Raw genomic sequence first — 26,283 nt, 5'->3', positions numbered from 1 at the left:
TCAATTTATTAATCCGATCATTGGGTTTGTGACAACATTTCAGACGATGTCGGTGTAAACGTATATGTTCCGTCAGCTTCTGCGTTGAAAGAAATCGGCTTAAGGCCAGGACCTTCCAACTGACAAAGTCCAGCAATTGTACTTTTTACGGTGACTTCAGTAATTTCCGCTTTCGCCCAAGAAAATCCAATGGTATATCCGCCTCGGGCCCTGAGCCCCTCCACACTCCCTTCACACCAGTTGTCTGGTAAGGCAGGCAGAAGCTTGATCACATCGGTGTGGCTCTGCAATAACATCTCAGCAATTCCAGAGGATCCCCCGAAGTTGCCGTCAATCTGAAACGGAGGATGATTGTCAAAAAGATTGGGCAACGTGGAGTGCTCCAGGAGAGCTCTTACATTTTCATAAGCCTTCTGCCCATCCTGAAGTCTTGCCCAGAAGTGAATGATCCAGGCCCGGCTCCATCCGGTATGCCCCCCACCATTCTCCAATCTGCGTTCGAGCGTTGTACGTGCGGCTTTTGCAAGTTCCGGCGTGTGTTCTGGAGTGAAGCTTTCTCCAGGGTACAAACCAAATAGATGTGAGATGTGCCGGTGCCCCGGTTCCACCTCTTCGTAATCCTCCATCCATTCCTGGATTTGTCCGTATTTGCCGATTTGAGTCTTGGGAATTCGCTTCAGAGCAGCAGCAAGTTCTTCCCTGAAGGTATGGTCCCTTCCGATCAACTCGGCACTTTGAATGCATGCAGTGAACAGAGCCTCAATGATCTGAAAATCCATCGAAGCGCCAGCGCATAGCACCCCAACCTCACCATTTGGCAGTCTGTAACTGTTCTCTGGAGAGACGGATGGACAGGTAATCAGACGGCCATCTGCATCCTCAATCAGATAATCAAGGAGAAATTGGGCCGATTCCTTCATCGTTTCGTATGCTTCTGCCAGAAAAATGATATTCTGACTATAGCGATAATGCTCCCATAAATGCAGGCATAACCACGCAGCACCCAGCGGCCAGAAGGAAGCTGGCAGGTAGGTATCCTGAGGGGCCGTGTCTGCCCAAATGTCCGTATTATGATGTGCGGTAAATCCACGGCAGTCATACATCTTTCGTGCCGTAATTCGGCCAGGCTCCCGCATTCGCTCAATCAGATCGAACAATGGCTCATGGCACTCGGCTAGATTGCAGTTTTCGGCGAGCCAGTAGTTCATCTGGGCATTAATGTTGATCGTAAATTTGCTGTCCCAAGGTGGAGTGAAACTGTCATTCCATATGCCTTGAAGATTAGCAGGCAGGGAACCTGGCCGGCTTGAGGATATCAGCAAATAACGACCAAACTGAAAATAGGTTTCGATCAATTCGGGGTCTTCTTCTCCCCTTTGGAACTGTTGTAATCTCTCATCCGTCGGACCATCATGACGATCAGAACGTTTGGACAGGTTCAACGAAACCCTGCTGAACAGTTCATCATAATCCGATGTATGCCGTACAAGCAGTGTTTCATAAGGAATCCGGCTGAGCTCTTCTAAACGAAGTGTATTGTATAATTCCGGATCTTCCTGGCGGAAAGTCGTTTCCGCAGCAAGCAGCAGCGTGACCGAGCTCGCGTCCTTCACCAGCAAATACTCGCCAAGGAGCTGACAGGCACCTCCGTCTGGTATCGCTTTCAACACAGCTGCGAAGGAACTGCCGTCTTTACCACCGCATTCACCACGCATAATGAGTCCATTCTGCTCCCACTTCTTGGTTTTCTCCAGGTATCTCCAATTCTGACGATTGAATCGGGCTTTCATGGACAAGGCATTCTTCTTGTCTGTTGAGATTCGGATGATGATGGCTTGATCCGGATGGCTGGCAAACAGCTCACGAGTATAACGGACACCCTTAACGTTATAGCTAACCTTGGAGATGCCCCGGTTCAAATCCAGCTCACGTACATAGTCCTCAACAGGACCATCATGATTGCCGAATGATAACTGCAGCTCACCAAGTGGCACATAATGTCTCTGGGCTTCAGGAAGCCCGGCCATCGTCATGCTGGCCATCTCTTCAGCCTCTTGGAGTTTCCCTTCCATGATTAACTTGCGGATATGGGGCAGATTGGGCAGTGCATCTTCGTTATTCCGATCCCGGGGCCCCCCATACCACATCGAGTCTTCATTTAACTTCAAACGTTCCTCCGCTACGCCTCCAAATATCATTGCCCCAAGCCGACCGTTCCCGATTGGCAAGGCCTCATTCCATATCTCTGCTGGTTTGCTGTACCACATGCGATGATTTTTCCGATTGGATTCTTTCATTCTGAACCTCCACTATGAATTTCAATGAATGATAAGAGATTAATCTCATATTAACATCCCGACAAAGAATAAAAATAACGTATTCATGCAGATCCATACTCTTTCATGATATGAGAATCGAAAAGATCATGTATTCGGAGATTTTCTTCGATAAACATCAATAAGATTGGCAGCCTGCCATAAAAGATTACGGACCTGATTCGCAAGAATGCGAACCGGCCCGTGTTTGATAATAATGGATGAAATTGCCGCCCAGTATTGGTATATACCTACCTATTCTCCTTACTTGGAAATGGATGAAGAATCATATGCTGCCTGCATAATTTCCAGATAACGCTTGATGTTGAGGCCTTCCAGCCCTTTCACATAATCGTCCCAATCCTTTTCCAGACTCTTTGCTCCTGTGATGAATTGCAGGGCATTCTGGTCAATATAATCCTTGAGGTTCGTCTGCATCATGCTGGTTTCGTCTGCATTTGCCGGGTCCACCCATAGTGCCCAATGCGGAAAAACTTCCTCGGGCTCTTTGCCTTCCATCAAGAGTGTTGCCTCATAAAGTCGGCGCTCATATCCGTCACCTGCATAGATGTCCTTGCCTTGTACTTCGGCATCGCGGTATGCTCTGTGGTGATTATACTGACTCAGCGCACCCCAGCTGTCATTACGAGGCTCCTCCCCTGTGGGGAGGGGGATGGCTTTGTAGAGCGGCTCTACCTGATCATTAAGGGCTACGTCGCCTTCTTCCGGCTTGCGCCAGCTGGTGCCCTCCTCACCCAAATATGCACTCATGGCTCCCTCTTGTGTATAGAGATAATCCAGCATTTTTATGGCTGCAATCTGTGTCTCTTCACTTGCCTTGTTGGTGAGTACAAACGATGCTCCAGGGTCAATTGGATAGTTATAGGTCGCATAATTGGCATGCGGCCCTTTCAAAGGAGCAATCGGATTATAATCCTTACCATACGGAGCACCCTCAGCTGTATTTACAAAAAGAGATGGGTGCATGGCTGCACCTGCGCCAAGAAGCTGCGCATCCGCATTATCTCCGATTTTTTTAAAGGCCCCCACATTTTGCGTGAACGCACCAGGGTCAATCAAACCTTCATCATACAGCGACTTGATATAGGCCAGTCCTTCCTTCCACTCCGGTTTGTTCGCAACCGTATCAACCCGGCCATCCTTTGCAATGAGATAGGTTCTGTCATCGTCGTAGATAAACCCGTTCATCAAATAGGGAATGATGTGCACGCCGAAGTTTTCAATGGAACCGCTCAGAGGCACTTCATCCGCTTTGCCATTGCCGTTCGGGTCCTTGGTTTTGAATGCCTTTAGCACTTCCCTAAATTCTTCCGTCGTTGTAGGCTCGGATAAGCCCAGCTGCTCTAGCCATTTCGTATTCATCCACATTTTGTTCGGATATGAGCAGTGGAAACATTCATTCAAGCCCGTCAGACCGTAAATATTGCCGTCGGGCGCAGTATTCATTGCTTTATAATACTCACTGCTGTCCAGTACCTTTTTGATATTCGGTGCGTATTGCTCAATTAGATCATTGAGCGGCACAATAACACCTTGCTGGCCAAATTTTAACAGGTCTGTTTGAGAAAAACGGTCCACCCATGGAATGAGCAAATACAGATCCGGGTAGTCCCCTGAAGCCAATGATATTTGTCTTTTTTCAGCTGCGCCGTCAAAAGGAACCGTCGTCCAGTTGATCTTCACATTAAACTTCTCTTCCATCTTTTTTGTAAACTTGTTCGTTTGAAGGTTGGTATCTGAACTTTGATGAGCAAACACATTCATGGTCACGTTGTCCCCCGATGAAGGGTCGCTCCCCTCTTCTCCACTGCCACCATTAGAGGATGAACATCCCGCAAGTACTACAGACAGCAGCAGTATACAAGCAAGTACGAATGACCCTGTTTTTCTCAAATAGACCCTCTCCCTTATGAATAATTGTAGTGAATTAGCCCTTGACGGAGCCAATCAACATGCCCTGAACGAAATATCGCTGCACAAACGGATAAATGACGAGTACCGGCAAGCTGGCCATTACAATAAGTGAGAACTTCATCAACTCAGCCATTTGCTGCTGTTTCACCATCTCTCCCACATCCATATTTCCCGTGCTGTTACTCAGAATCAGAATGCTGCGGAGAATCAACTGAAGCGGATAGAGCGATTGCGTTTTTAAATAAATCAGGGCATCAAAATACGCATTCCACTGCCCCACGGCATACATCAATGACAAAACAGCGATGATGGGTTTGGCGAGCGGCAAAATGACGCTGAAAATGAAACGGATATCACTGCAGCCGTCAATATCTGCTGCCTCGGACAGCTCTTCCGGGATGGAGTTCTGAAAAAAAGTACGTGCGATAATCACCTGCCACACCCAGATGGCATTAGGAATCAACAGAGCCCAGCGGGTATCAATCAGTCCCATGGATTTTACCACCAGGTAAGTTGGAATTAATCCGCCTGAGAATAGCATGGTGAATGTAATAAACATCATGAGAGGGCTGCGCCCAACAAAGGTTTTTTTGGAAAGCGGATAAGCAATCATAATGGTCAGCGCTACACTAATGATTGTTCCTATTGTGGTATAAAATAACGAATTGGCGTAACCCATGATAACCTGATCGTTGCGCAATACAGACTTATAGCCGTCGAGTGTCATATCAACGGGCCACAGCCAGACTTTCCCGGATGTAACTGCTGCCGGGCTGCTCAGAGAAGAGCTAACGATATAGATCAGTGGATAGAGTACTGCAATCAAGACAACCGTCAGAATGAGGTAGATGATGGTTATAAACACCCGGTCCCCAAAAGATTCTCTGATGGTGCTCCTCTGACTAACCGCTGAACCGGCTTGGGACTGCAACTTGCTCATCTGATTCCCCCCTTTCCTTTTGCCGCTTTACCATAAGCTTGTATTGGACAGACGCTTGGCAGCAGCATTGACCGTTAACAACAGAATCAGGTTAATAAGCGAATTAAAGAGGCCAACTGCGGTAGCAAAGCTGTAATTGGCATTCAGCAAACCCATTTTGTACACATAGGTGGAGATAATCTCGGAAGCGGATAAGTTCAATGGATTTTGCAGCAAATAAATTTTTTCAAATCCGACGGCCATAATATTGCCAACGCTCAGAATCAGGATAATGACTGCCGCCGGCAGCAGGCCGGGCAGATCGATGTTCACCATTTTCTGAAATCGGTTAGCTCCATCAACCTTGGCTGCCTCGTACAATGAAGGATCAATACCTGCAAGTGCTGCCAAATAGATGACTGCGGAATATCCCATGCTCTGCCAGACATCCGAAAATACGTAGATCGAACGAAACAGCCCAGGCTCTCCAAGGAAATTGACCGCTTCGAAACCAAGCGCTCCTGCGATGGTGTTCACAATGCCCAGCCGCGGCGATAGGAAAAGCATGATAATGGATACCATGACAACGGTTGAAATAAAGTAAGGTGCATAAGTAACCATCTGTACCGTTTTTTTGAATTTCGCGTTCTTGACTTCGTTCAACGCCAGTGCTAGAAGTATCGGGACTGGAAAACCCACGACCAAACTGTAAAACGAAATATACAGTGTGTTTTTGATCAGGGTAGCGAACGCCGGGTTTTGGAAAAGTAGCTCAAAATATTTGGTGCCCACCCACGGACTTCCCCAGATTCCCTTAATTACGTTGTAATCCTTGAAAGCGAGCACTGCATTAACCATAGGCACATACTTGAAAATAATGAAATACGCGACAGGAGGAATCATCAACAGATAGAGCTGCCAGTGCCTCCTCCAGCTTCTGGACAAGGCCAGCTTCACTGCAGACCGCCTGCCTTGTTTTACTACCGTTTTGCCATTCGAGATTGTTGTTCTCAGAGTCATCCCCCCATGAGGTAGCCTATATGAATAAGGCCCTTTTTTGATAGCGCTTTCTTGTTCGTAATCATAAGAGGGATCTCTTAGCCACGTAAAGGTACACTTTACTCGATGAGGTACGATCCAAGGACAAAAAGGCTGAGAAGCCTGATATGGCTTTATTTTCGTAATGATTTTTTTGATGTTTCTGCTTGATTTGATAATCATGATTGTGCCAGCTTCATTCCATTTTGTTCTCTATCTGGCGAAATGAACTAGGCAAGACCCCAAGGACTCGCTTGAAGGCTCTCCGGAACGAATGTGCGCTGTTGTAACCGGTAGTTAGAGCAATCTCATCGATCGTACGCTCAGTCTCACGGAGCAGTTCAGCAGCTTTGTTAATTCGTACCTTCTCCACATAGTCGGAAAGGTTCTCTCCGGTATACTCTTTGAATAATTGCGAGATATATTTTTCCGGTTTACCCATTTGTTCTGCAATGCGATATACCGTTAAGGTTGCATCCGCATAACGTTCCTGAATGAAAGCCATCGTTTCGTTGATAATTTCAGCATGCATATTGGATTTTTTGCGTTGTATGTCCAGGCAGACGTCTTTCGCCAGTTGATGAAACTTGTCCCGGAGTACGGTAACACTGTCCGTTACCTGAATAGCGGCAATCCGATTCTTAAACTCATCGACAAGTGCTTCGTCCAGCATGATTTTGGGTTCCAACTTCAGAAATGTTCCCTTCAATTCCACAACGAACTGCTGTGTCATGTCATAAGACAGCTCCCGCTCGGTAAAATTGCGGTGGAACAACTGATCCAGAACCCGATCCGATTCTTCCATTTCACCCGCCTTCAGCGTATTGAGCAGACGCTGTTCGGACTCCATCGGATAGTAATACAATTCGGTTTCCTTGACGGTGTCCTCGAATCTCACCAGATGCTCTGTTCCCATATGAATGGCATATTCCATTGCTTGCCTGGCCTCGTTAAACGAACGGCCAACATCATTCCACACCTCATAAGAAGCACCCATTCCCACAGTGGTCGATACCCGGTATTCCCGGTAAACTGCATCCATCTGTTTGCTCAGTTCGGAAACCGTTGTGTGCATGGCTAAATCCGAGGGTTCAACACTAAGCGGTTGTACAAAAGCAATCTGGTCTGTTCCCCAGTCGGTTATCAAGATATCTGAATTCCATGTCGTCAAAGCTTCACGCACGATAAGCCTCGCGACGCTTAGTTCTTGAATAATTTCTTCACTATCGGGACTTCCATAACCGTCTACCTTCACAATTCCTACAACTCCCCGGCTCGTATGAAGAGGTATATCGGTCTGGGAAGAGAGCGCCTCCAACTCGGGGATGGTGTAAAACTCACCTGTCAGCAGACGTTTGATAAATCCATCCCGTAACATGGGAATCTGTTCATTTAATGCATTTTTAAGTACATGGTTATTGGTAATTAGGCTGGTGATATTGCTTGCCAAAAAATCATATTCGTTGCTTGTCTTTCCAGGCAGCCCTATATCCTGTTCCCGGAAGACCGACAGAAGCCGGTGAATCGGTGCGCTGTGTCGGTAAGCCAGCATTAGCCCAATCAATAATCCAATACCAAGTGTTGCTAGCGTAAAGGTTAAGGTAACCTGCTTGATCTGATCGGCCTTGACCATAAGCGCACCTTCGGGGATGCCAGCCATGTAATTCCAGCCATTTTGATTGGAGTGAATGGAAATGAGTAGCCGCCCGTCGTCCATTGGCATCACTTCATCGTTCTTGTTAGCAGGCATACCTTTCAAGTTTTCCGCCTCGGCTTCATCTATACCACGCGAAAAAATAATCTCCCCACTCGAATCTGTCACCAATGTCCACCCCCCATATTGCTCCACAATAGGTTGAGTCAAACTCGCCATCTGATTCTCATCAATCATGACGCCAATGGTAGCCTGCGGCTTGTTGAAGCTGTTTAAAGGAAGCGACTGAAGAAACGTGATAGCTGGAGCGTTCGCAAACACATCACTTCGAATCTCCTTCTTATAATTTTGTAGGGGAATGATTTCATTTAAATGCGGCTTTTTTAATACGTTCTCTTTCCACTCTGCAAACGTGATGCCTTCCAGGCGGTTGGCAGCAAAATAATGTTCAGGTCGGTAGTAAACCGTCGTAGGCGTAATAATGACATTATAGTTAGGGATATAGATGAAGAAATGAGACAAATAATCATTCGTACTGCTGTACATGGACAGGCTGCGCTGCATGCGGCTCAAACCATAGACATTATTAACGTCATGCGGCTTGGGATCAGCTATTAAACGGTTTAAATCCTGGTTAATGGCCAGTTGTCTCGTGAAATCCTCAACCAGCATCAGATTTCGTTCAATAATTTCCTTGCTCAGGTTGAGCGATTTGAGGCTGTTCTCAATCGAGCTGGTCCTCGCTGCTTCAATGGATGTTCGATAGGAGGCATATCCGGCAATTTGAGGAATCATGAGAACAATAAGATACGAAATCATAAATCTGCGAAACAAAGGCGAGAATTTGGACCATAAGCGCTGCATATGTACCCCCTTCTTTCGTAAGCGTTTACAAAACTGTTTTGTTAATGATACACCTATCATTTGCACAAGGTGAAGGTACAACTTCTGCTTTTGGGTACAAATCCTTAAATTCCTACGTAAGACCGGCATCATTCACTGAAAAGTCCCTGCTATCTCCAACCTGTTGGTTCGTTTTAAACGTTATTGCATTGTGTGGCGGTATTTTGTTTCTCACGTTTCACGCACTCAACCGGCCTAAGCCATAACGAAAAGAGCCGATCAGCTCGATCGGCTGTCTCCTTGCTTTTTTATGCAATCATTTGAGTTAGCTTAATCATGTATCACACTAACTCAATTAACTTCCTATCTATTTCTGCGATGTCACCTATCTCCGCTGTACCATCCCAAAGAATAATTGAAGAAGCTTCATCGTTTTCAACAAAATCATGAAGTTCGCACAGTTCTCCCATAAACAGAGCCCCATATTCTGTCCGTTCAGGTCCATGGAAACTTGGCTGAAGTTTAAACTTCATTAACCCTTTAAATTCAGCCGTGTCCATAGGTTGATTGGTTTCCTCAAACAATTCTCGAATGACACATTGCTCAGCGTTCTCACCGGATTCAATCATACCTCCTGGCAGTTCCCAGTTGTTTCTCCACTTATTATGCATAAGGAGGAACTTCCCTTGGCACTTCACCACAATTAGAGCATGGGTTAGTGGAGCATCCAGCTTCATTGTAATGAGCTTATCATACTCAATAGGATTAAATTCCAAAAGAATGTTGCCTTTTGAATCCGTCATGATTGCCATGTACACTCCTCCATTTCTGTTATAACAAAATAAAAAAACGCGCCAGACCTAAGTCCTGCGCATTGTATATCGCAGGATGGGAAGCGCATATAGCGTTAACCCATCCCCATTTTTTAAGGAATGGACTAACGCTCTTCATGATAATGATATTGTTTTAATTCTAAAATGAACATGGTCCATTCCCCTAATCACTGACGTATGGAAAGAATACCCACCATTGTACTTCAGAGTCAAGTATAAGTTTTGATGACCTATTTTTTTCTTTACGACCACCCAATTATGTGTTAGCTTTTATAACATTACCATTACGAAAGCGAGTGGGTTGAAGATGGATCTGCAGCATTTATTAACTATCCCCATTCTATCCAAAGCAAAGGTTATCGCCGGGCATCACGGCCTCAATCGCTTGGTACAATCCATTAATATTATGGATGCACCGGACATTGTACAATTCCTGAAACCAGGAGATATGCTGCTTACGAACGGCTATATACTGAAAGACCGCCCCGATGCTCATCTTGCATTCATTGCGGATATGCATGCGATTGGATGTGCGGCACTTGCGATCAAGACACAACGCTTCTCTTTTGAATTATCTCCGCAACTGCTCGAGACAGCCGACAAGCTGGGGTTCCCGATTATCGAACTGTCTGAGATCGACAATACACTCGGTGAAATATTCCAGCATTCGATCAGCTCCATCCTTCAGAACAAAACTGATGAGCTCCACTACGCCTTGTCTATTCACAAGCAATTCTCCACGATGGTTATGCAAGGAAAAGGCATTCCATCTATTGTCGATACGTTGTCCCAGCTGCTATCTTCACCTGTATTGCTGCTGGACTCAAAGAAGCAGATTACGGCAATCTCCCATCATGCACAACATATAGATCCCTATTCTCTCGCTGCGCCTATACTGACATTTATACATGAGTACCCTTCCTTCCAGATTGCATCCTCGATCTGCCTGCTTACTGCCGATAAATATAGGCATACCGAGCTGCATCCCATCTTCACCGACCGACACGAGGGCTATTTGATTGCGATGTACGACAGCCCTGCAACCTCGAAGCTCTCCAGTCTGGCGTTAGAGCAAGCCGTTAATGTCATCGGTCTGGAATTAACCAAGAAACAGGCGGTCAAGGAGCGTTCACGCCGGTACAAGAATGAATATTTCTCCGATCTCATTCAGGGTTTCTTTCGTTCTGAACAAGAGGCGCTCCATCGCGGCAAAAAATATGGACTGAAGGCACAAGAGAGTTCGGTTCTCATCCTTGCCAAGATGGACGAATCTCTAGCGGCCAGGCCTAATCCGAACCTAGCTCCTATTAAGGAAGAGCGATACATCTCGGAACGAGACGCTTATTATGAGCTGATTAAACAGGCGTTCGCCAGACTGAATCTTACCTTCGTCATGTTCACGAAGAACGATCAGTTCGGCATTCTCGTCTTTTTGGGTGAATCGTCTTGGGATGAACAAACGGTCGTCCAGCAGCTTGAGAAATTAGCGAGTAATCTGTATACGGATTCGCAGCTCAGCGTTTCATTCGGAATAGGCAATCCCTATACAAACGTATTGGATATCGGACTTTCCTATAAAGAGGCAGTTAAGGCACTCCAATCCGGCTATCAGATGAAAAAGACCCGCTTCGTTCATTCCTATCAAACCATGGATATAAGCCGGTTGCTGCGCATGATTCCTTACGATGAGATTCTCCAGTTTCATCAAGAAACCTTCAAACCCTTCGCCGGACGGGATTCAAACGAACGTAGTGAACTTATGAAAACCTTATCCTCCTTCTATGAGAATCATTGCCAAATCGGCGATACAGCCAAAGAATTGTTTGTCCATCGTAATACAGTTATCTATAGGCTGGAGAAATGTGAGAAACTGACGGGCAGGAACATCAAGGACCCGATGGAAAGTCTGCGTTTTCGCCTCGCCTTCGCACTTGAGTCTGTGCTGAATGCTAACCCATCCCCTAACGAAGCTCCCCATACATTTTGAATTGATGACGTGTCATTTATAATGACACGTTTATTTTTATTTATCTCATTTTATCGATTACACTCTGTACATTTTAACTAATTTAATTCTATTTTTATGTTTAACATGACTAATGACAATTGAAACGACAATCTTTATGATAAGAATACATCCGACGATGTTATATTAACTAACACAAATGAGAATCATTCATCAACGCTGGAGGAAAGGGGCTGCCCATTATGGCTATTCAAATACAAAGCGTCTCCAAATCATTCGTCAATGCAAACGGAGAAGATATTCAGGTACTGGCTGAGGTTTCAATGCAAATTAAGAAGCAGGAGTTCTTCAGTATCGTTGGGCCGAGCGGATGCGGCAAGAGCACCATTTTCAATATTATTGCGGGTCTGCTGAAGCCAACGAACGGCAAGGTTATCGTCTGCGGTCAAGAAATCGATCAGACAACCGGACATGTCGGCTATATGATGCAAAAAGATCTACTGCTTCCTTGGAGGAGTATTCTGGACAATGTCACGCTAGGCTTGGAAGTGAAAGGCATGCCCAAAAAGGACCGCGACGGTATTGCCATGGATTATCTGGATCGTTACGGGCTGGCTTCATTCGCCGGTGCTTATCCCTCCACATTGTCCGGCGGAATGCGCCAGCGTGTAGCCCTTATACGTACTCTCGTTACACAGCCCGATATTATATTACTGGATGAGCCCTTCTCCGCACTGGATTATCAGACCAGACTCATTCTGGAAGACGAAATCTTATCTATCCTGAAATCCGAAGGCAAGACCGGAGTTCTTATCACTCATGACATCGAGGAAGCGATTGCCATCTCCGACCGCATCGCTGTCATGAGCAAAAGACCTACGACCGTGAAGCAAGTGTATGACATCGGTCTCGCTTCGCAGTACGGTTCAGCACTAAAAGCCCGTTCCGACCCCAAGTTCAAGCAGTATTTTGAATCAATCTGGTCGGAGCTCGATATTCAAATGGGGAGGATCAGCTAATGAAGAGTACATCACCTGAAATGCCCCTAACGAAGGACCATACTGGGGTTGCGAAAAATAAAACCAAACGCAAACAATCGCCTTTCACCAAAGAATGGACGATGACGATGATATGGCGGTTCATTATTGTTGCAGTCATCCTGGTGATATGGGAAGCTGCAGTCCAGCTAAAGCTGGTAAACGGTTTCCTGATGGGATCGCCGAGTGCCATTCTTGATGCCGCTATCACCATGTTCAGCTCAGGTCAACTTTTTACAGATGTTCTAGCCACGGTTAATGCCACCATTATCGGATTTGTGGCGGGAAGTCTATTTGGCTCTTTGGCAGGACTACTCATGTGGTACTCCAAGACCGTCGCCAGGGTGCTTGATCCATTCATTGTAGCGCTTAACGGCATCCCGAAGATTGCTCTAGCTCCCATGATTATCATCTGGTTCGGTTCGGGCATCTTTTCCAAGATTGTTCTTGCCTCCGTGGCAACGTTTATTGTAGCGTTGTTATCCGCTTATCAGGCGACTCACCAAATTGATGAATCCCAGATTAATCTCATGAAATCCTTCGGAGCGAAGAAATCACAAATTTTCCGCAAAATTATTATCCCCTCCTCTCTGCCATGGATCATCTCCGCCTTCCGTATCAATATTGGCTTGGCACTCGTGTCTGTCGTAGGCGGAGAATTCATCTCTTCAGACAAAGGTCTCGGCCATATGGTATTTGTCGAAGGCAACCTGTTCAACCTTCCGGCCGTGTGGGTCGGCGTGTTCATGCTTATGCTCGTTGCCATGCTGCTCTACACCTGTGTCAGTTATATCGAGTCACGCCTCCTTCCATGGAATGACAATAAAAACAGCAGCAAGTCCACATCCGTATAAACAACTTACACCATAAAAGGAGCCTGATGACCCATGCGTACTTTCAAAAAGATAGCTATTCTATCAACGATGACCCTTTTATTGACTGCACTACTCAGTGCATGTGGAAGCAATGCGAAGTCTGTGAATGGAACAGACGCCATGGCGAGCGGAGGGCAAGAAGATAACAAGTTGGATACGATTATGGTTTCCGAGGTGTATCACAACCTGCTCTACCTTCCACTGTATGTAGCAAACAATCAAGGATTCCTAGAGCAGAATCGCATTGAGCTATCCTCGATCCGCGCTGCCGGAAGTGGGCCAACCGCCTTGTCTTCGGTCATCTCAGGCGAGTCCGCATTCTCCTTTCACGGTCCTGAGCATGTCGCATTTGCTAACGCGAAAGGCGGAGATGCTCGCTCACTGGTCCTTCTATCGGGCAGCGCTCCCGTATGGGCGGTTGCGCGTGAAGGAGTAACCGTGAGCTCGCCAGAGGAATTCAAAGGCAAGACCATCGTTGTTGGGTTGGCACCCACAAGTTCCAACAGCTTAATGCGAAAGCTGTTCGAAGACAATAACATCGATATCGACAAGGATGTCACGATCACGGAGGTTCAGAATGGATCCGAACTTGGTGCTGTATTAGCCGGCAAAGCCGATATTGCATTCGTGTATGAGCCTCAGCTTGATCAAGGAATTGCTGAGGGACTGCACATCGTCCATGATTTCACGAAGGATTATCCTGACTTTGCTTTTGCAACAATGAATACAACCACAAGCTTCATTGAGAAAAATCCAGATCTCACCCAGCGCTTCGTCACCTCTATAGAGCAAGCATTGGACTACATTCACTCGAATCCTGAGGGCGCTAAGTCAGTCGCGGTAAAGGAATTCCCAAATCTGGACAAAAAAGTCGTGGAGCAAGCCGTACAACGCATGATTGACAGTAAGGTATACCCCGCTGATGGGCATATCAATGAATCAGCCTTTGAGGCTGCGATCGGTATGCAGCGCTTCATTGGCAATCTGAAAGAAGACCTGGCTTACGAGGATATTATCGATGCAAGTTTCACCAAATAGAGAGAGAAAGGTTGATTACTCTGAATCAGGACGACTATCTCACCCACCGACGCACTGAAGATGCCAAATATGCGAATGGAGTTATTACGAGCGAGGAGCTTGCCCTTTTCACAGCAGACTTGAAACTGATTCGCAGCTTCAAGCTGCCTGAAGTAATAGGACCCAATTCCCCTTACAGGAGAGTGCCTCTGCGATGATTACGAAACCACTTAACGAGCTGTCGATCACCGAAGCGGCCGAACTGATTAAGAACAAGATGATATCTCCTGTCGAGCTCACACAGTCCTATTTGAAACGGATTGAAGAGGTGGAGCCAGCTGTGCAAGCCTTTGTTACTATTACTGCTGAGCAAGCCTTGCAGGCCGCAAAAGAATCGGAACACAAGCTGATGAATGGCGATTATCTCGGTCCACTGCATGGCATCCCATACGGAGCCAAGGACATTATTCATACTGCAGGCATACGTACCACGGCTGGATCAAGCACTTATCCAGACTTCATACCTGAGACCAATGCAACGGTGATTGGTAAATTACAGACGGCTGGCGCTATCTTGCTCGGCAAGACCACAACGACAGAATATGCCTTTCAGGGGGGAGAGCCACCAACTCGCAATCCATGGAATATGGAGCATACCCCAGGCGGTTCCAGCTCTGGCTCCGCCGCTGCAGTAGCGGCTGGCATGGCTTCCTTCACACTTGGAACCCAGACCTTCGGTTCCCTGCTTAGACCTGCATCTTACAACGGGTTAACCTGTATGAAACCCACATATGGCAGAGTTAGCCGCAATGGTGTCATAACCGCAAGTTGGAGCCTTGACCATGTGGGCGCCTTCACTCGATCGGCACAAGATAACGCAATTGTTCTTGAAGCCTTAGCCGGACAAGATGAGCTGGACCCTTTCACGCTGCCTCACGGCAAGCCGGATTTAACAAGCGCTCTTATGCATCCTATTTCGGGAATGGTTATCGGTTTGCCAAGCAGCTTTTTTCACACGGATGAACCGGCGATCATGGCAGCCATTGAGTCGGCAATAGCTGTACTTGAGAAGATGGGCATGCACACGAAGAAGGTTGATCTGCCTCCTTATATGGGAGAGACTTTTGCTGCTCACCGCACGGTGATGCGGGCAGAAGCTGCCGCCTTTCATCAGGAACGCTTCGCAGAAGCCGCTGATCGTTACGGCCCTACGATGCGGGAGCAGCTTGAGCTCGGCTACCAGACGAGTGCCGTTGATTATTTGCAGGCACAGCGCATCCGAACGTTATTCCGCAGCGAGATGATGAGGCTTTTCGATGAGGTCGATGTTCTATTAACGCCATCAACTCCGTATGTGGCTCCCTATGGCTACAAGACAGGCAGCCCGATCTTTAACGGACCCTTTACCAATACCGGTCTACCGTCCATCACGGTTCCTATCGGATTTGATTCAACCTCCGGGAAGCACTTGCCTATCGGCATGCAGCTCTCTGGCCCACACATGAGAGAAGACCGTTTGTTGTCCATCGCTCATCATTATCAGCAAACTACGGAATGGCATCTTGCAACGCCAAGCCTAAACTCGCACTAGGAAAGGAATGATCGCTACGATGTCTACCATCATACACACAAGCGCAGCACCCCAATTCCCGCTCCCCTTCTCACACGCTGTCCGCGCAGGAGATTTTGTCTACGTCGCAGGTCAGGTAGGCGTTGATCCGCAGACGCTTGATCCAATTGGCGGCATTAAGGAGCAGACGGAACAGTGCATTCGCAATATAGAAGTTATCCTCCAGGAAGCGGGCCTCACACTCGATCATATCGTTAAGGCAACTACTCATCTGGCGCGAGTAGAAGATCAGGCCGAATACAACGAAGTATACAAGCGAATGATGAAAGAGCCCTATCCTGCCCGTATTACCGTATTCAGCGGATTAGGCCCGTACTTGATTGAGATGGAAGTGTTGGCGTACGCCCCTTCGGTGCGGGGTGAATAGTATACCGCATAGAGATGCCTCGAAATCTGCAGAATTCAATTAAGGTAAAGAAAAAATTTTAAAAAGGGACGAAGCAGTGTTCTAAGCTGCTTCGTCCCTTTCACAATATACGAAAATTCAGTTTGGCGCTCATCTAAGCTATACGTTTCTATAGATATGAATATCTATTCCAGTATTCGAAGGTATGCCTTCGCCCATTAGTTCATCATTGTTCAAATAGGACAGTGCTTGGCTGTTCGTGATGATTTTAGGAGAGGTTCGAAACAATATATTCTCCAGTTTCTCATCGAACATTCCATTATTCTCGATATACATTTTACAAGCTTCACCTGTAAAATCCTTACCTTGAAGCATGTATCTTGCAGATAAGCTATGCCGACCACCATTCGGGCCAATAATTTGAGTATCTACCCCTCCAGGAAGAATGTCACCTTCGAAATATTTTCCTGTGACATGGCCACCAAAAGAAATCATGACTACGGAGTCGCCATCATTATTGTTGGAGAGATCCATAGTATCCCCTATCGCAACATGTACCGTGAATACTTTTTCCCATGCCATGAAATTCACCTGCTTTTTAAGTATAGAGTCATCTACAATTTAATCGTTAACAGCATCTGTTGAACTGAAATGTCCTTAAATGGCCGTTATAAATGCGTAGACAAAACCTTATAACATATCTTCTTATATTAAATATTAGATCACAAGCAAACTTCAATCTTCAATTTAATGCCACACAGCGGAAGGCACTGATTGCAATTCGATACTAGAGGACAGCCCAATTTTATCAATTCAACATAATGGTGTACCATTCCTCCAAATGATTACAAATCTATATTTTCTGTTTCTCCACCATCTTGTAATATATCCCCTTTTCTTTTTTTTCAGCAGATAAATAATGTTTTCTAAAATAAACTTATTCTACAGCCGTCCCTTTTTGGGAATACTAGCTTGCTTTCATAAGAGGTTTTAGAATCGGGTTAATGATCTCCTTTCTTCGTTAACTCAAAGACTCCGTAATAGAAATTAGCCAATCACGGCTGCTATCTTCAGCCACGACTTCATACTGTAATGCCTTGCCCCTAGTCGGTCCTACCTCTGCCCAAATCAATCTCTGTAATTCATTGTCTCCGATGTAAATGGCTTCGCTCGAACGAATTGTTAACTTCTCAATCGTTTGTTTCTCTAGATCAGGTACCTGAATACGACTTTTTGTCGTTCCAAAAATCCGGAATTGAAATACCGTTTCATCTTTACGATATAATAAACTTACACCAACGAACGTGTCATTTGGTTTGAGATCTCTCACAACGTCTTTGCCAGTTTCTGAACTCTCCATAGCCATTTCATCGATTTCTTCCTCTGTCAGATTGTCAAATCCATAATAAACCTGAATATCCATCACATTAGCATCGGCAGGAAATACGGGCTCCCATGGAGATAGTTTTGCCATTAACTCTGTAACACCTCCCGACCACTTCACTGCTCCGTAATTTGTTTGCTGACTGATTTTTTTATCACCGGCTAGATATATCCCTTTTCCTATCCCAGGTTTTAATTGGCGAACAATTCGTTCAATGGTATTCTCCTCTTGAGATGAATCGATATTTACAATGGCTAACACTTCTCCCTCTTCATTCCTCATTTCCAAAGTCTACACTCTCCTTGTAAGGTAGTCAGCACACAGCTTCAAAATCATGAGTAACCCCCATCCCAGGAACCGATTAGCGATTCCTGGGATGGGGGCTTGGCTAATTATTCTCTACATTGTCATAACAGTACACTTATTGGACTGCAGTGACATTAATGTTATCAATATTTGGCCCTTCTGTACCGGTAGTGACCACTTTAATCGTATTGGTTCCCGCGTTCATGGGGACCTGAATGGTTTTTTCACTCCAGGTCGACCAGCTGCCTGTTGCCGGGAAGGGTTCGTTGCTGATGACTTTGGTTCCGTTAACGAAAATGTCGAGATTACGCGTTCCGCTTTCCTGGGCGTAACGAAATTTCACGTTTTTGGTACCTGTTATCGTGTTATTGATGGCATTCCATTGAATGGCCGAACCTGTATACGCATTAAAGTTCACGTATCCAGTACCAGTGTATCCCGGGTAGAGAGTCTCGATAACGGCATCAGTAAGTGTAGTGCCCGTTTCCGCCTCGTACGTGGTTCCGCTGCCTGGAGTGACACTACCACCGGTAATGTTGGCTACAAACGTTGTTACGCTTTGGGCGGGCAGTTGTGCTGTAAAGGCTCCACCTGACACCGTAATCGGTGCTCCGCTTGCCAGGTTTCGGCTGCTATCTGTAACCCAAGAGGATACAGTGGAAGCGTTACCATTCTGCAGGACAAATTTTTGGCTTACAGCCGAGGTGCCGCGATTAATCGCCACAATGACTGCCTTATTATCGCCTTTATAGGCTGAAACGAAAGTATTGGTATCCGGATTTTTGGTTGCATCGACTCGGTAATAGCCTGGTCGCACGAATTTGGAGAAGTGGGCCATATTATATCCACGTTTGCTAATGCTTCCATCCTCATTCATTGGGCCATACTGTCTCCGAATGTACCACCATACATAAGCCTGGAAATCCCCTTCAACCATGGCATTATGCATATGGTAAGATACGTCCAACGCCTCAGGCCAACGGTCCGACGAGTTGTTATCGCTGTTCGGGTAATACACTTCGGTCATCCACAGTTCTTTGCCGGCTCCCTTTTGCTTAAAGAGCGGGTATGCGAAATCTTTGAACTGTGTCCCGTACGTATGTGCTCCCAGAATGTCCATATTGGCGAGTGCCTGAGGATCATTCAGAATCAGGTCAGACATGTTTTTCAAATACTGGAACGATTCGGGTGCCATAACCTTGGTATTCTGAATGGATCCCGCATTCTCCTTCATGAAACGAAGCATCTCCTGCGGTGTCCACCAGGTCCATTCATGGGCATAATCCGGCTCATTTTGTACCGAAATGGCATACAGATTTACACCGTTATCTTTCATATAAGTGACAAAGTCGTTCAGATGCTGCGCGTACGCGGCATATTTGTCGTATCTCAATCGTTTGGCGTTTGTATCCCCGTTGCGATTGAAGGTTTCGACCATGTCGCTTGGCGGATTCCAGGGAGAAGCGAATACGAGCGCGCCTTGCTCTATGGCTCTTTTCGCGGTAGCCACCTCCCTGTACCAGTTATTTCGATTTTCGTCGACATAGATTCTCAGTATGGAAAAACCCAGCTGGTTCGCTCCGTTGCCAAAGGCGGTTTCACGCTGAGCTGCCGTCAAGTCGCCAATCCAGGCTGGGTGGTTAATGCCTCCAAACCCCTTGATAAGCTGTTTTTCGGAAGACAAATTAATGTTGGCATCACTTGCTGCTGATACGTGTGTCGGCGTTAACATTAGAGGCAGGGCTGTTAAACAGGCCAACAGAACATGAACTGATTTTTTTAAATTCATCTTAAATTTCAATATCTTCACCTTCCTCAAATTATTATAAATTGAAAGCGGATACAAGAAAATCAACTTGTCCAGCAGCGAATAGAAATTCCCGTACCAACCCCTTTCAAATCAAAAACAAAAACTAGATTTTATTTGTAAATCTTACTATGTTATTCATTCAGCTAAAACCTGACAAATTATAGGATATTTCTTACAGCATAAGTTGCAGATATAGTAAATCACCAGATCAGCAGCTTGGCAGATGTCAAAGTTATAAAAAAAGACCCCTAAAAAACTTAGGAGTCATCTGTCAAGCACTTCACAACCTCAAGGTTGGTTCTCCAACTGTTTACTACAAAGGTCTTAATTCAGCATTGAATCGGTCCAATTATGTCGTTTCGTTGTTTGTTTTCTTATACATAAAGTAATCAAAATCAGCATGCTGGCGGGTACCGCCAAGATCCTGCACACAGAGACCAATATAAGTTCCCGTAAATCGGATGTATTCCGGAGATTCATCGGACAAATGTGTGACATCCAACCATCCACCTGCAGGATACCAGGATGGGTCATCATCACATGCATAGTAAAAGCAGGCACGGTCATACTCATACGCCACCTTCAACCGAACCCGACTCACTGATTTCAAGGGAATATCCTCCAACAGTTCATCGTATATTCCGTATCTCGACTGAAGAATTCCCAAGCACGTTCCCTTCTCTTCATGATAGGTGACCCGTAAATAGAGATAGTCTTTGGTATCGTAGTACAGGATTAGTCCTGCCATTTGCTGTGGATGGTCTGGCGCAAATTCCAGGCAAGTTTCAGCTTCACACCTGAAATCCTGAAGCCTCCGGGCGACCATGCTTTGTCTGTGTGTCGAGCTCATGGACTCCATCCCGCGCAAGCGCAAGTAACCCGGACGTTCCGTCAAGCTGAGCCAAGATGGATCGGGTGGGATACGAAGGGTATTCCAATCGTTCCGGAGCTCTGATTGATCGAAATGGTCCAGTTCCGGTACCGGTTCAAATGGAACCGATGAGATTTTCGGTGCAGGCACCGAAACCTCCGGATGCCGACCACCGTTTGAAAGCTTCAGCCAGCCTTCATCGCTCCATGTGCACGGTTGAAGAGCAGTCTCACGTCCAAGGATGCAAAATTTCTCCTGAACTGGCCTTCCGACCAGATGGGCCATATACCATTCACCCGTGTGAGTTTCGACCAGACTGCCGTGACCAGCCTTTTGCAGATCTAAATCCGGTCTGCCGTATGAAGTGAGAATTGGATTAGCAGGGTCCACCTCATAAGGACCTTGCAGGGAACGAGAGCGGGCAACCGTAACGGCATGTTCATAACCCGTACCGCCTTCAGCCGTAATCAAGTAATAATAGTCTTTGTATTTATATAGATGAGGCGCTTCTGTCAGCCCCAGTTCTGTTCCCTTAAAAATATTAACGGCAGGTCCGATCAGCTTTTGGTCTTGAACAGAGTATTCCTGCAGCACGATGCCTGCAAACCGGTTTTTGCCCTTCCGATGATCCCAGATCATGTTAACCAGCCACTTGCGACCATCTTCATCGTGAAACAAGGAAGGATCGAAACCGCTGCTGTTCAGAAAAACCGGTTCGGACCATGGCCCTTCGATATCTGCTGCGGTCACAAGGTAATTGTGAGTATCTTTGAAAGCCCCTACACGGCTTTTGACATCTGTGTAGATTAGGTAAAATACACCATTGTCAAAGCTAAGGCATGGCGCCCATACCCCTCCGGAATTGATGTTTCCTTCCATGTTCAGCTGAGTGCTGCGGGTCAGCGGAGAAGTTATCGGCCGCCAATGAACCAGGTCCCGGGAATGGTGAATTCGTACACCCGGGAACCATTCGAAGGTGGAAGTGGCGATATAATAATCTTCCCCCGCCCTGCATATGGACGGATCGGGATGGAAACCGGGAAGAATGGGGTTGGTAATCATATTCATTATAGAAGCAACCTCCGGTATTAAAATAATGGCAGATACAACAAATGATAAGAATGCATCACCATGCCAGCGCTTTTTTTCCGGCTTCCAGTGCAGTTATGATCCGGTCTACATCATATATATTTCCTCTCCATGTTCCGCCGCTTACAGCTTGCAGCGCAGCCCAAAGCCTGGTATCATCCGGCAAATTTTCATCAGGACGCATATCTGGATGAAAGGTCCTTTGAGCCAGAATGAAAGCTCCTTCTTCCGGCGAAAACTCCGTATCTCCTTCTCCAATGAGATTCACGCTGCCCTCCAGCTTGCTCCGATCCACAACGATGTCAATCAAGTCGCCGTTTCGGAGTTTGCCAATGGGCCCTCCTGCCAGTGCCTCGGGCCCAACATGGCCAATACATGCTCCAGTTGAAACTCCCGAGAAGCGGGCATCGGTGATGAGCGATACATATTTCCCAAAAGACAAATGCTTGAGCGCAGAGGTAAGCTGATACGTTTCCTCCATCCCGGTTCCTGAAGGTCCACGACCGAGCAGTACAACAACGTCGCCAGCCAGAACCCCGCCAGTCTTAATGGCACGGATTGCCTCACGTTCAGTTGTAAACACCTTTGCCCGGCCACGATGCCGATACACGCCATGTTCATCCAGCACATCAGGATCAATGGATGTGGATTTGATGACAGAGCCTTCTGGCGCGATATTCCCGGTGGGAAAGGTCACGGTCGAAGAAATCCCAAGACGCTGCGAGTGCTCCAAGCTCATGATCACACTGTCCGGATCGATCCCGTCCTTCTCTTCCAATTGCTTGCGTATAAGATGACGACGTTCCGACGATTCCCACCAATCCAGCACTTCACCCAGTGACGCACCTGTTACTGTAAGTACAGATTCATCCAGCAGGCCAAGCTGTCTAAGGTGAAGCATAACCTCAGGAACACCTCCGGCCTGAAAAACCCGTATGGTCGGATGGAAGATCGGTCCATTCGGCAGAGCACTAACCAGTCTTGGTACGTTCTTGTTCACCTGTATCCAGTCCTGTACCGTTGGCACAGTTAAACCCGCTGCATGAGCAGCAGCCGGGATGTGAAGAAGCAGGTTGGTAGATCCACCGAACGCGGCATGAACGACCATGGCATTGCGAATGGACGCATCTGTAACAATGTCTGCCATCTTGATCCCTTGGGACTCCATGTTGATCAGTGCACGCGAAGATTGGCGCGCCATCTCGAACCAGATGGGCTGCCCTGAAGGTGCCAGAGCGGCATGCGGCACCGTCATGCCCATTGCCTCTGCTACCACCTGGGCGGTTGCCGCGGTCCCTAGAAACTGACAGCCGCCGCCCGGTGTAGCGCAGGCCCTGCACCCTAGCTCCGATGCCATTTCAAGAGAGAGCTCCCCATTTGCGTACCTTGCACCTATGGTTTGAATTTTACCTGCATCCTCCCCATCCGTAGGCGGAAGCGTAACGCCGCCGGGAACAATAACTCCTGGCAGCTGAGGCATGCCTGCAAGTGCAAGCATCATGGCGGGCAATCCCTTATCACAAGTTGCAACGCCGAGCACGCCTTTTCGCGTGGGCAGGGATCGAATCAATCTGCGGAATACCATCGCGGCATCGTTCCGGTACGGCAGTGAGTCGAACATGCCGGTTGTTCCTTGAGACCTGCCGTCGCAAGGGTCGCTGACATAGCCAGCAAACGGGATTCCTCCGTGGCTCGATATTTCTTCTGCGGCAGCTTTCATCAGCAAACCGACTTCCCAGTGTCCCGTATGGTAGCCAAGAGCTGCGGGACTGCCATCTTCATTACGGATACCGCCCTGCGTACTCAGAATCAGAAACTGTTTTCCGTTCAATTCTCCAGGCTTCCAGCCCATTCCGACATTCTGGGACATGCCGAACAAGTCGCCGCTTGGAGCATTCCGCAGCAAATCATCGGTTAAAGGCAGACGTCCTGTTGCCCCTGGAGCATGCGCTATAATATCATAGCTGCTTGACTCCTTCTCCCCCATAATCGACATAATCTGTTCGTACATGGTAGCCTCCCGCAGTTTATGACTTCACAAAGACTGTTTTGATCGCCGTAAAAAACTCGATGGCCGCTTGCCCCTGTTCTCTGGAATGCGAGCTTGACATCTTCATTCCACCGAACGGTGCCTGCAGTTCTACGCCGGCAGTTTCCGCATTAATTCTTACGAGTCCGGCATCCATATCCCGGATGAAGGACAGCATGGCCCCGACATTTTGTGTATAGATTGAAGCACTCAAACCATAATCGCTGTCATTAGCCGACGCGATGGCCTCTTCCAAGGAATCCACAGGAATCAAGGCCAGGACCGGGCCGAATATTTCTTCTCGGGCAATGGTCATGTGCGATTCGACACCTTCAAATACGGTTGGCTGTACATAAAATCCTTCTGCGAGCTCAGGATTGTCCGGTCTTTTTCCTCCGGCGAGCAGTACGGCACCTTCATCCTGTCCTTTTTGAATGTAACCAAGCACGGTATTCAGCTGGCCTTCACTCGCACATGGACCCATCCAGCTTCCGGAAGACATCCCGTCACCCAGACGGATTTCCTGGATTTGCGACAGCAGTTTTTCTTTAAAGGCATCATATACTTTTCGTTCAATAATGACCTTGCTGGTGGCTGTGCATTTTTGGCCAGTTGATTTCAAGCCGCCGCTGATAGTGGCCTCAACAGCCAAGTCCAAATCAGCGTCTGCCGCGATGATAATCGGGTTTTTGCCACCCATTTCAAGCTGATACTTGGCTCCACGAGCAAGTGCTGCGGCGCCGACCCGCTTTCCGACTTCATTGGAACCAGTAAATGTTATTCCGTTTACATCAGGATGCTCAGCAAGTGCAGAGCCGATTACCGAGCCTTTTCCGCTCACGAGATTGAGAACACCAGCCGGGATGCCGGCTTCCTCGAAGCATTCCAAAACCTTGGCTGCTGTAACCGCCGTTTCCTGAGCTGGCTTCAATACAACGGTGTTGCCATAGATCAGAGCCGGTGCCGTTTTCCAGATGGGAATAGCCACCGGGAAGTTCCAAGGTGCAATTACACCTACAACGCCCAGCGGCACACGGGTCGTGAACATTAGTGCCTCCCGATCTGTGGAGGGAATCACATCACCCGTTTTTCGCATGCCTTCCCCTGCGTAATATCTCAAAATGGCGACGCCGCGCATCGTTTCTCCCTTGGCTTCCGGGAATGTCTTCCCCATTTCTCTGGTCATGGCTTCCGCCACCTCGTCGGCCCGGCGCTCCAGCACATTAGCAGCTTGAAAAAGATAATTCCCCCGTTCCGCACCCGTTAAGTTCCGCCAGGCCTTCACAGCTTCTTTTGCCGCTGCGACTGCATGGTTCAGGTCCTCTACACCCGAGGCTGGCACATAACCCACGATTTCTTTTCGATTCGCCGGATTAATGCTCGGTTCCGTCAATCCAGACGTTGGTTTTACCCATTCCCCGTTAATAAAATTGTTATAGGTCTGCTCTAACTGAAATGCGCTCATCGCATTCATCCTCCTTCTAAACTAGTTTGAAATGACAGGATTGATCAGTGTCCCGATATCACTTATGGATATTTCAATGCGGTCTCCTGGTTCAAGGGTGAACTCATTCGGAGGCACGATGCTGGTGCCTGTCAAAAGTACCGTACCGTCATACACATCGTTATCCCTTGCCAAAAAGGAAACCAGTTCATCCAGCTTGCGGTTTAATTCACTCGTACTCGCTTCACTTTTCACAACCATTGATTCATCCCGATAGATCTGGCAAACAATACTGAATTCATAGGGATTCTTGACCGTTTCCGCTAATCGAATAGCTGGACCTATGGAACAGGAATTGCGCCATATTTTGGCTTGTGGCAGATACAACGGGTTCTCCCCCTCGATATCGCGGCAGCTCATGTCGTTTCCGGCGATGTATCCCACAATGCTGCCATCCGCGGCAAGCACCAATCCCAGCTCAGGCTCCGGGATCTGCCAAGTAGAATCGCTGCGCAGCGTGACAGCCTCATTTGGCCCGACAGTACGCGCTGCTGTGGATTTAAAGAAGATCTCCGGTCTCTCTGCGTCATAGACCTTATCGTAAAAAGTTTCCGCATCCAACTTTCCATCCGTAGCTTCATAATTCCGCGCTTCCCGGCTCCGCTGATATGTCACACCTGCTGCCCACACTTCCGGTGCATCCACTGGTGTGATCAGGTGCAGAGAAGTCCAATCATCGGTCAGCTTGTTTACGGGTTTAAGAGCGCTTTCAATCCATTGAACCGGAGTAACGCCCTTCTCCCTCGCCTGATAGATTAAAGTCATAAAATCTGCTTGCGGCAAACGATACGCTTGTTCATCATCCGTAACGGCTGCCAACCACTTCTGTTGTCCATCCAAAAATCGAATAATTCTCATTCCAGCTTGCCCCCTATCTCCCTA

At 47.2% G+C, this 26,283-nt stretch carries 20 protein-coding genes; 7 read left to right on the top strand and 13 right to left on the bottom strand.

The window, feature by feature from the left end:
* Window positions 1-17: 17 nt before the first annotated feature.
* The 6 genes from AC3WQ3_RS20785 to AC3WQ3_RS20760 all read right to left on the bottom strand — a co-directional run bounded on the left by AC3WQ3_RS20785 (window position 18) and on the right by AC3WQ3_RS20760 (window position 9,516).
* Window positions 18-2,297 (bottom strand): glycoside hydrolase family 95 protein, encoded by a 2,280-nt coding sequence (locus tag AC3WQ3_RS20785; protein WP_492473369.1) that lies wholly within the window; start codon window positions 2,295-2,297, stop codon window positions 18-20.
* Window positions 2,298-2,579: 282 nt separating this feature from the next.
* A complete protein-coding gene (locus AC3WQ3_RS20780; RefSeq protein WP_492473368.1) occupies window positions 2,580-4,229 on the bottom strand; it encodes an ABC transporter substrate-binding protein in 1,650 nt (549 codons plus the stop codon).
* Between the two features lie 34 nt (window positions 4,230-4,263).
* Window positions 4,264-5,190: a carbohydrate ABC transporter permease gene (locus AC3WQ3_RS20775; RefSeq protein WP_336781701.1), complete on the bottom strand. Its 927-nt coding sequence runs from the start codon at window positions 5,188-5,190 to the stop codon at window positions 4,264-4,266.
* A gap of 27 nt (window positions 5,191-5,217) precedes the next feature.
* Window positions 5,218-6,072, bottom strand: coding sequence for an ABC transporter permease (locus AC3WQ3_RS20770; protein ID WP_419720033.1), 855 nt, complete (start codon window positions 6,070-6,072; stop codon window positions 5,218-5,220).
* 331 nt (window positions 6,073-6,403) lie between these two features.
* The gene (locus tag AC3WQ3_RS20765; RefSeq protein ID WP_336781703.1) at window positions 6,404-8,725 is read right to left on the bottom strand and encodes a helix-turn-helix domain-containing protein; all 2,322 of its coding nucleotides are present in this window, start codon (window positions 8,723-8,725) and stop codon (window positions 6,404-6,406) included.
* Between the two features lie 320 nt (window positions 8,726-9,045).
* Complete coding sequence (locus AC3WQ3_RS20760; RefSeq protein ID WP_492473367.1) at window positions 9,046-9,516, bottom strand: NUDIX domain-containing protein; 471 nt, start codon at window positions 9,514-9,516, stop codon at window positions 9,046-9,048.
* A 328-nt stretch (window positions 9,517-9,844) separates the two neighbouring features.
* Between AC3WQ3_RS20760 and AC3WQ3_RS20755 the strand changes: the two genes are divergently transcribed.
* The 7 genes from AC3WQ3_RS20755 (at window position 9,845) to AC3WQ3_RS20725 (ending at window position 16,429) form a co-directional block, all read left to right on the top strand.
* Entirely contained in the window at window positions 9,845-11,524 is a 1,680-nt protein-coding gene (locus AC3WQ3_RS20755) for a PucR family transcriptional regulator (protein ID WP_492473366.1), read from the top strand.
* A gap of 221 nt (window positions 11,525-11,745) precedes the next feature.
* A complete protein-coding gene (locus tag AC3WQ3_RS20750; RefSeq protein WP_127536996.1) occupies window positions 11,746-12,522 on the top strand; it encodes an ABC transporter ATP-binding protein in 777 nt (258 codons plus the stop codon).
* Window positions 12,522-13,394 carry an ABC transporter permease gene (locus AC3WQ3_RS20745; protein ID WP_492473364.1) on the top strand — a complete coding sequence of 291 codons (873 nt, stop codon included), beginning with the start codon at window positions 12,522-12,524 and terminating at the stop codon, window positions 13,392-13,394. The genes AC3WQ3_RS20750 and AC3WQ3_RS20745 overlap by 1 nt, the downstream gene beginning before the upstream one ends.
* 33 nt (window positions 13,395-13,427) lie before the next feature.
* Window positions 13,428-14,453 (top strand): ABC transporter substrate-binding protein, encoded by a 1,026-nt coding sequence (locus tag AC3WQ3_RS20740; protein WP_492473362.1) that lies wholly within the window; start codon window positions 13,428-13,430, stop codon window positions 14,451-14,453.
* A gap of 11 nt (window positions 14,454-14,464) precedes the next feature.
* Window positions 14,465-14,650, top strand: coding sequence for a hypothetical protein (locus tag AC3WQ3_RS20735; RefSeq protein WP_336781709.1), 186 nt, complete (start codon window positions 14,465-14,467; stop codon window positions 14,648-14,650).
* Complete coding sequence (locus AC3WQ3_RS20730) at window positions 14,647-16,023, top strand: amidase (protein WP_492473361.1); 1,377 nt, start codon at window positions 14,647-14,649, stop codon at window positions 16,021-16,023. The genes AC3WQ3_RS20735 and AC3WQ3_RS20730 overlap by 4 nt, the downstream gene beginning before the upstream one ends.
* A 19-nt stretch (window positions 16,024-16,042) precedes the next feature.
* Complete coding sequence (locus AC3WQ3_RS20725) at window positions 16,043-16,429, top strand: RidA family protein (protein WP_154894077.1); 387 nt, start codon at window positions 16,043-16,045, stop codon at window positions 16,427-16,429.
* A gap of 138 nt (window positions 16,430-16,567) precedes the next feature.
* Here AC3WQ3_RS20725 and AC3WQ3_RS20720 read toward each other — a convergent pair whose 3' ends face one another.
* From AC3WQ3_RS20720 to AC3WQ3_RS20690, 7 genes are all read right to left on the bottom strand, one after another.
* On the bottom strand, window positions 16,568-16,990 hold the full coding sequence (locus AC3WQ3_RS20720; protein WP_492473359.1) for a DUF3237 family protein: 423 nt from the start codon (window positions 16,988-16,990) through the stop codon (window positions 16,568-16,570).
* Window positions 16,991-17,429: 439 nt separating this feature from the next.
* Window positions 17,430-18,080 (bottom strand): hypothetical protein, encoded by a 651-nt coding sequence (locus AC3WQ3_RS20715; RefSeq protein ID WP_492473358.1) that lies wholly within the window; start codon window positions 18,078-18,080, stop codon window positions 17,430-17,432.
* 133 nt (window positions 18,081-18,213) lie between these two features.
* Window positions 18,214-19,887, bottom strand: coding sequence for a glucuronoarabinoxylan endo-1,4-beta-xylanase XynC (gene xynC / locus AC3WQ3_RS20710; protein WP_492473356.1), 1,674 nt, complete (start codon window positions 19,885-19,887; stop codon window positions 18,214-18,216).
* A gap of 370 nt (window positions 19,888-20,257) precedes the next feature.
* Window positions 20,258-21,847 (bottom strand): glycoside hydrolase family 43 protein, encoded by a 1,590-nt coding sequence (locus tag AC3WQ3_RS20705; RefSeq protein ID WP_492473355.1) that lies wholly within the window; start codon window positions 21,845-21,847, stop codon window positions 20,258-20,260.
* Between the two features lie 58 nt (window positions 21,848-21,905).
* Window positions 21,906-23,879, bottom strand: coding sequence for a YjhG/YagF family D-xylonate dehydratase (locus AC3WQ3_RS20700; RefSeq protein WP_492473354.1), 1,974 nt, complete (start codon window positions 23,877-23,879; stop codon window positions 21,906-21,908).
* A 16-nt stretch (window positions 23,880-23,895) separates the two neighbouring features.
* The gene (gene gucD, locus AC3WQ3_RS20695; protein ID WP_492473353.1) at window positions 23,896-25,362 is read right to left on the bottom strand and encodes an alpha-ketoglutaric semialdehyde dehydrogenase GucD; all 1,467 of its coding nucleotides are present in this window, start codon (window positions 25,360-25,362) and stop codon (window positions 23,896-23,898) included.
* Between the two features lie 21 nt (window positions 25,363-25,383).
* The gene (locus AC3WQ3_RS20690; protein ID WP_492473352.1) at window positions 25,384-26,259 is read right to left on the bottom strand and encodes a fumarylacetoacetate hydrolase family protein; all 876 of its coding nucleotides are present in this window, start codon (window positions 26,257-26,259) and stop codon (window positions 25,384-25,386) included.
* Window positions 26,260-26,283 lie beyond the last annotated feature (24 nt).

The sequence above is a fragment of the Paenibacillus sp. FW104-T2 genome (assembly GCF_058789975.1).
This window is presented reverse-complemented; position numbering and strand designations above follow the sequence as displayed.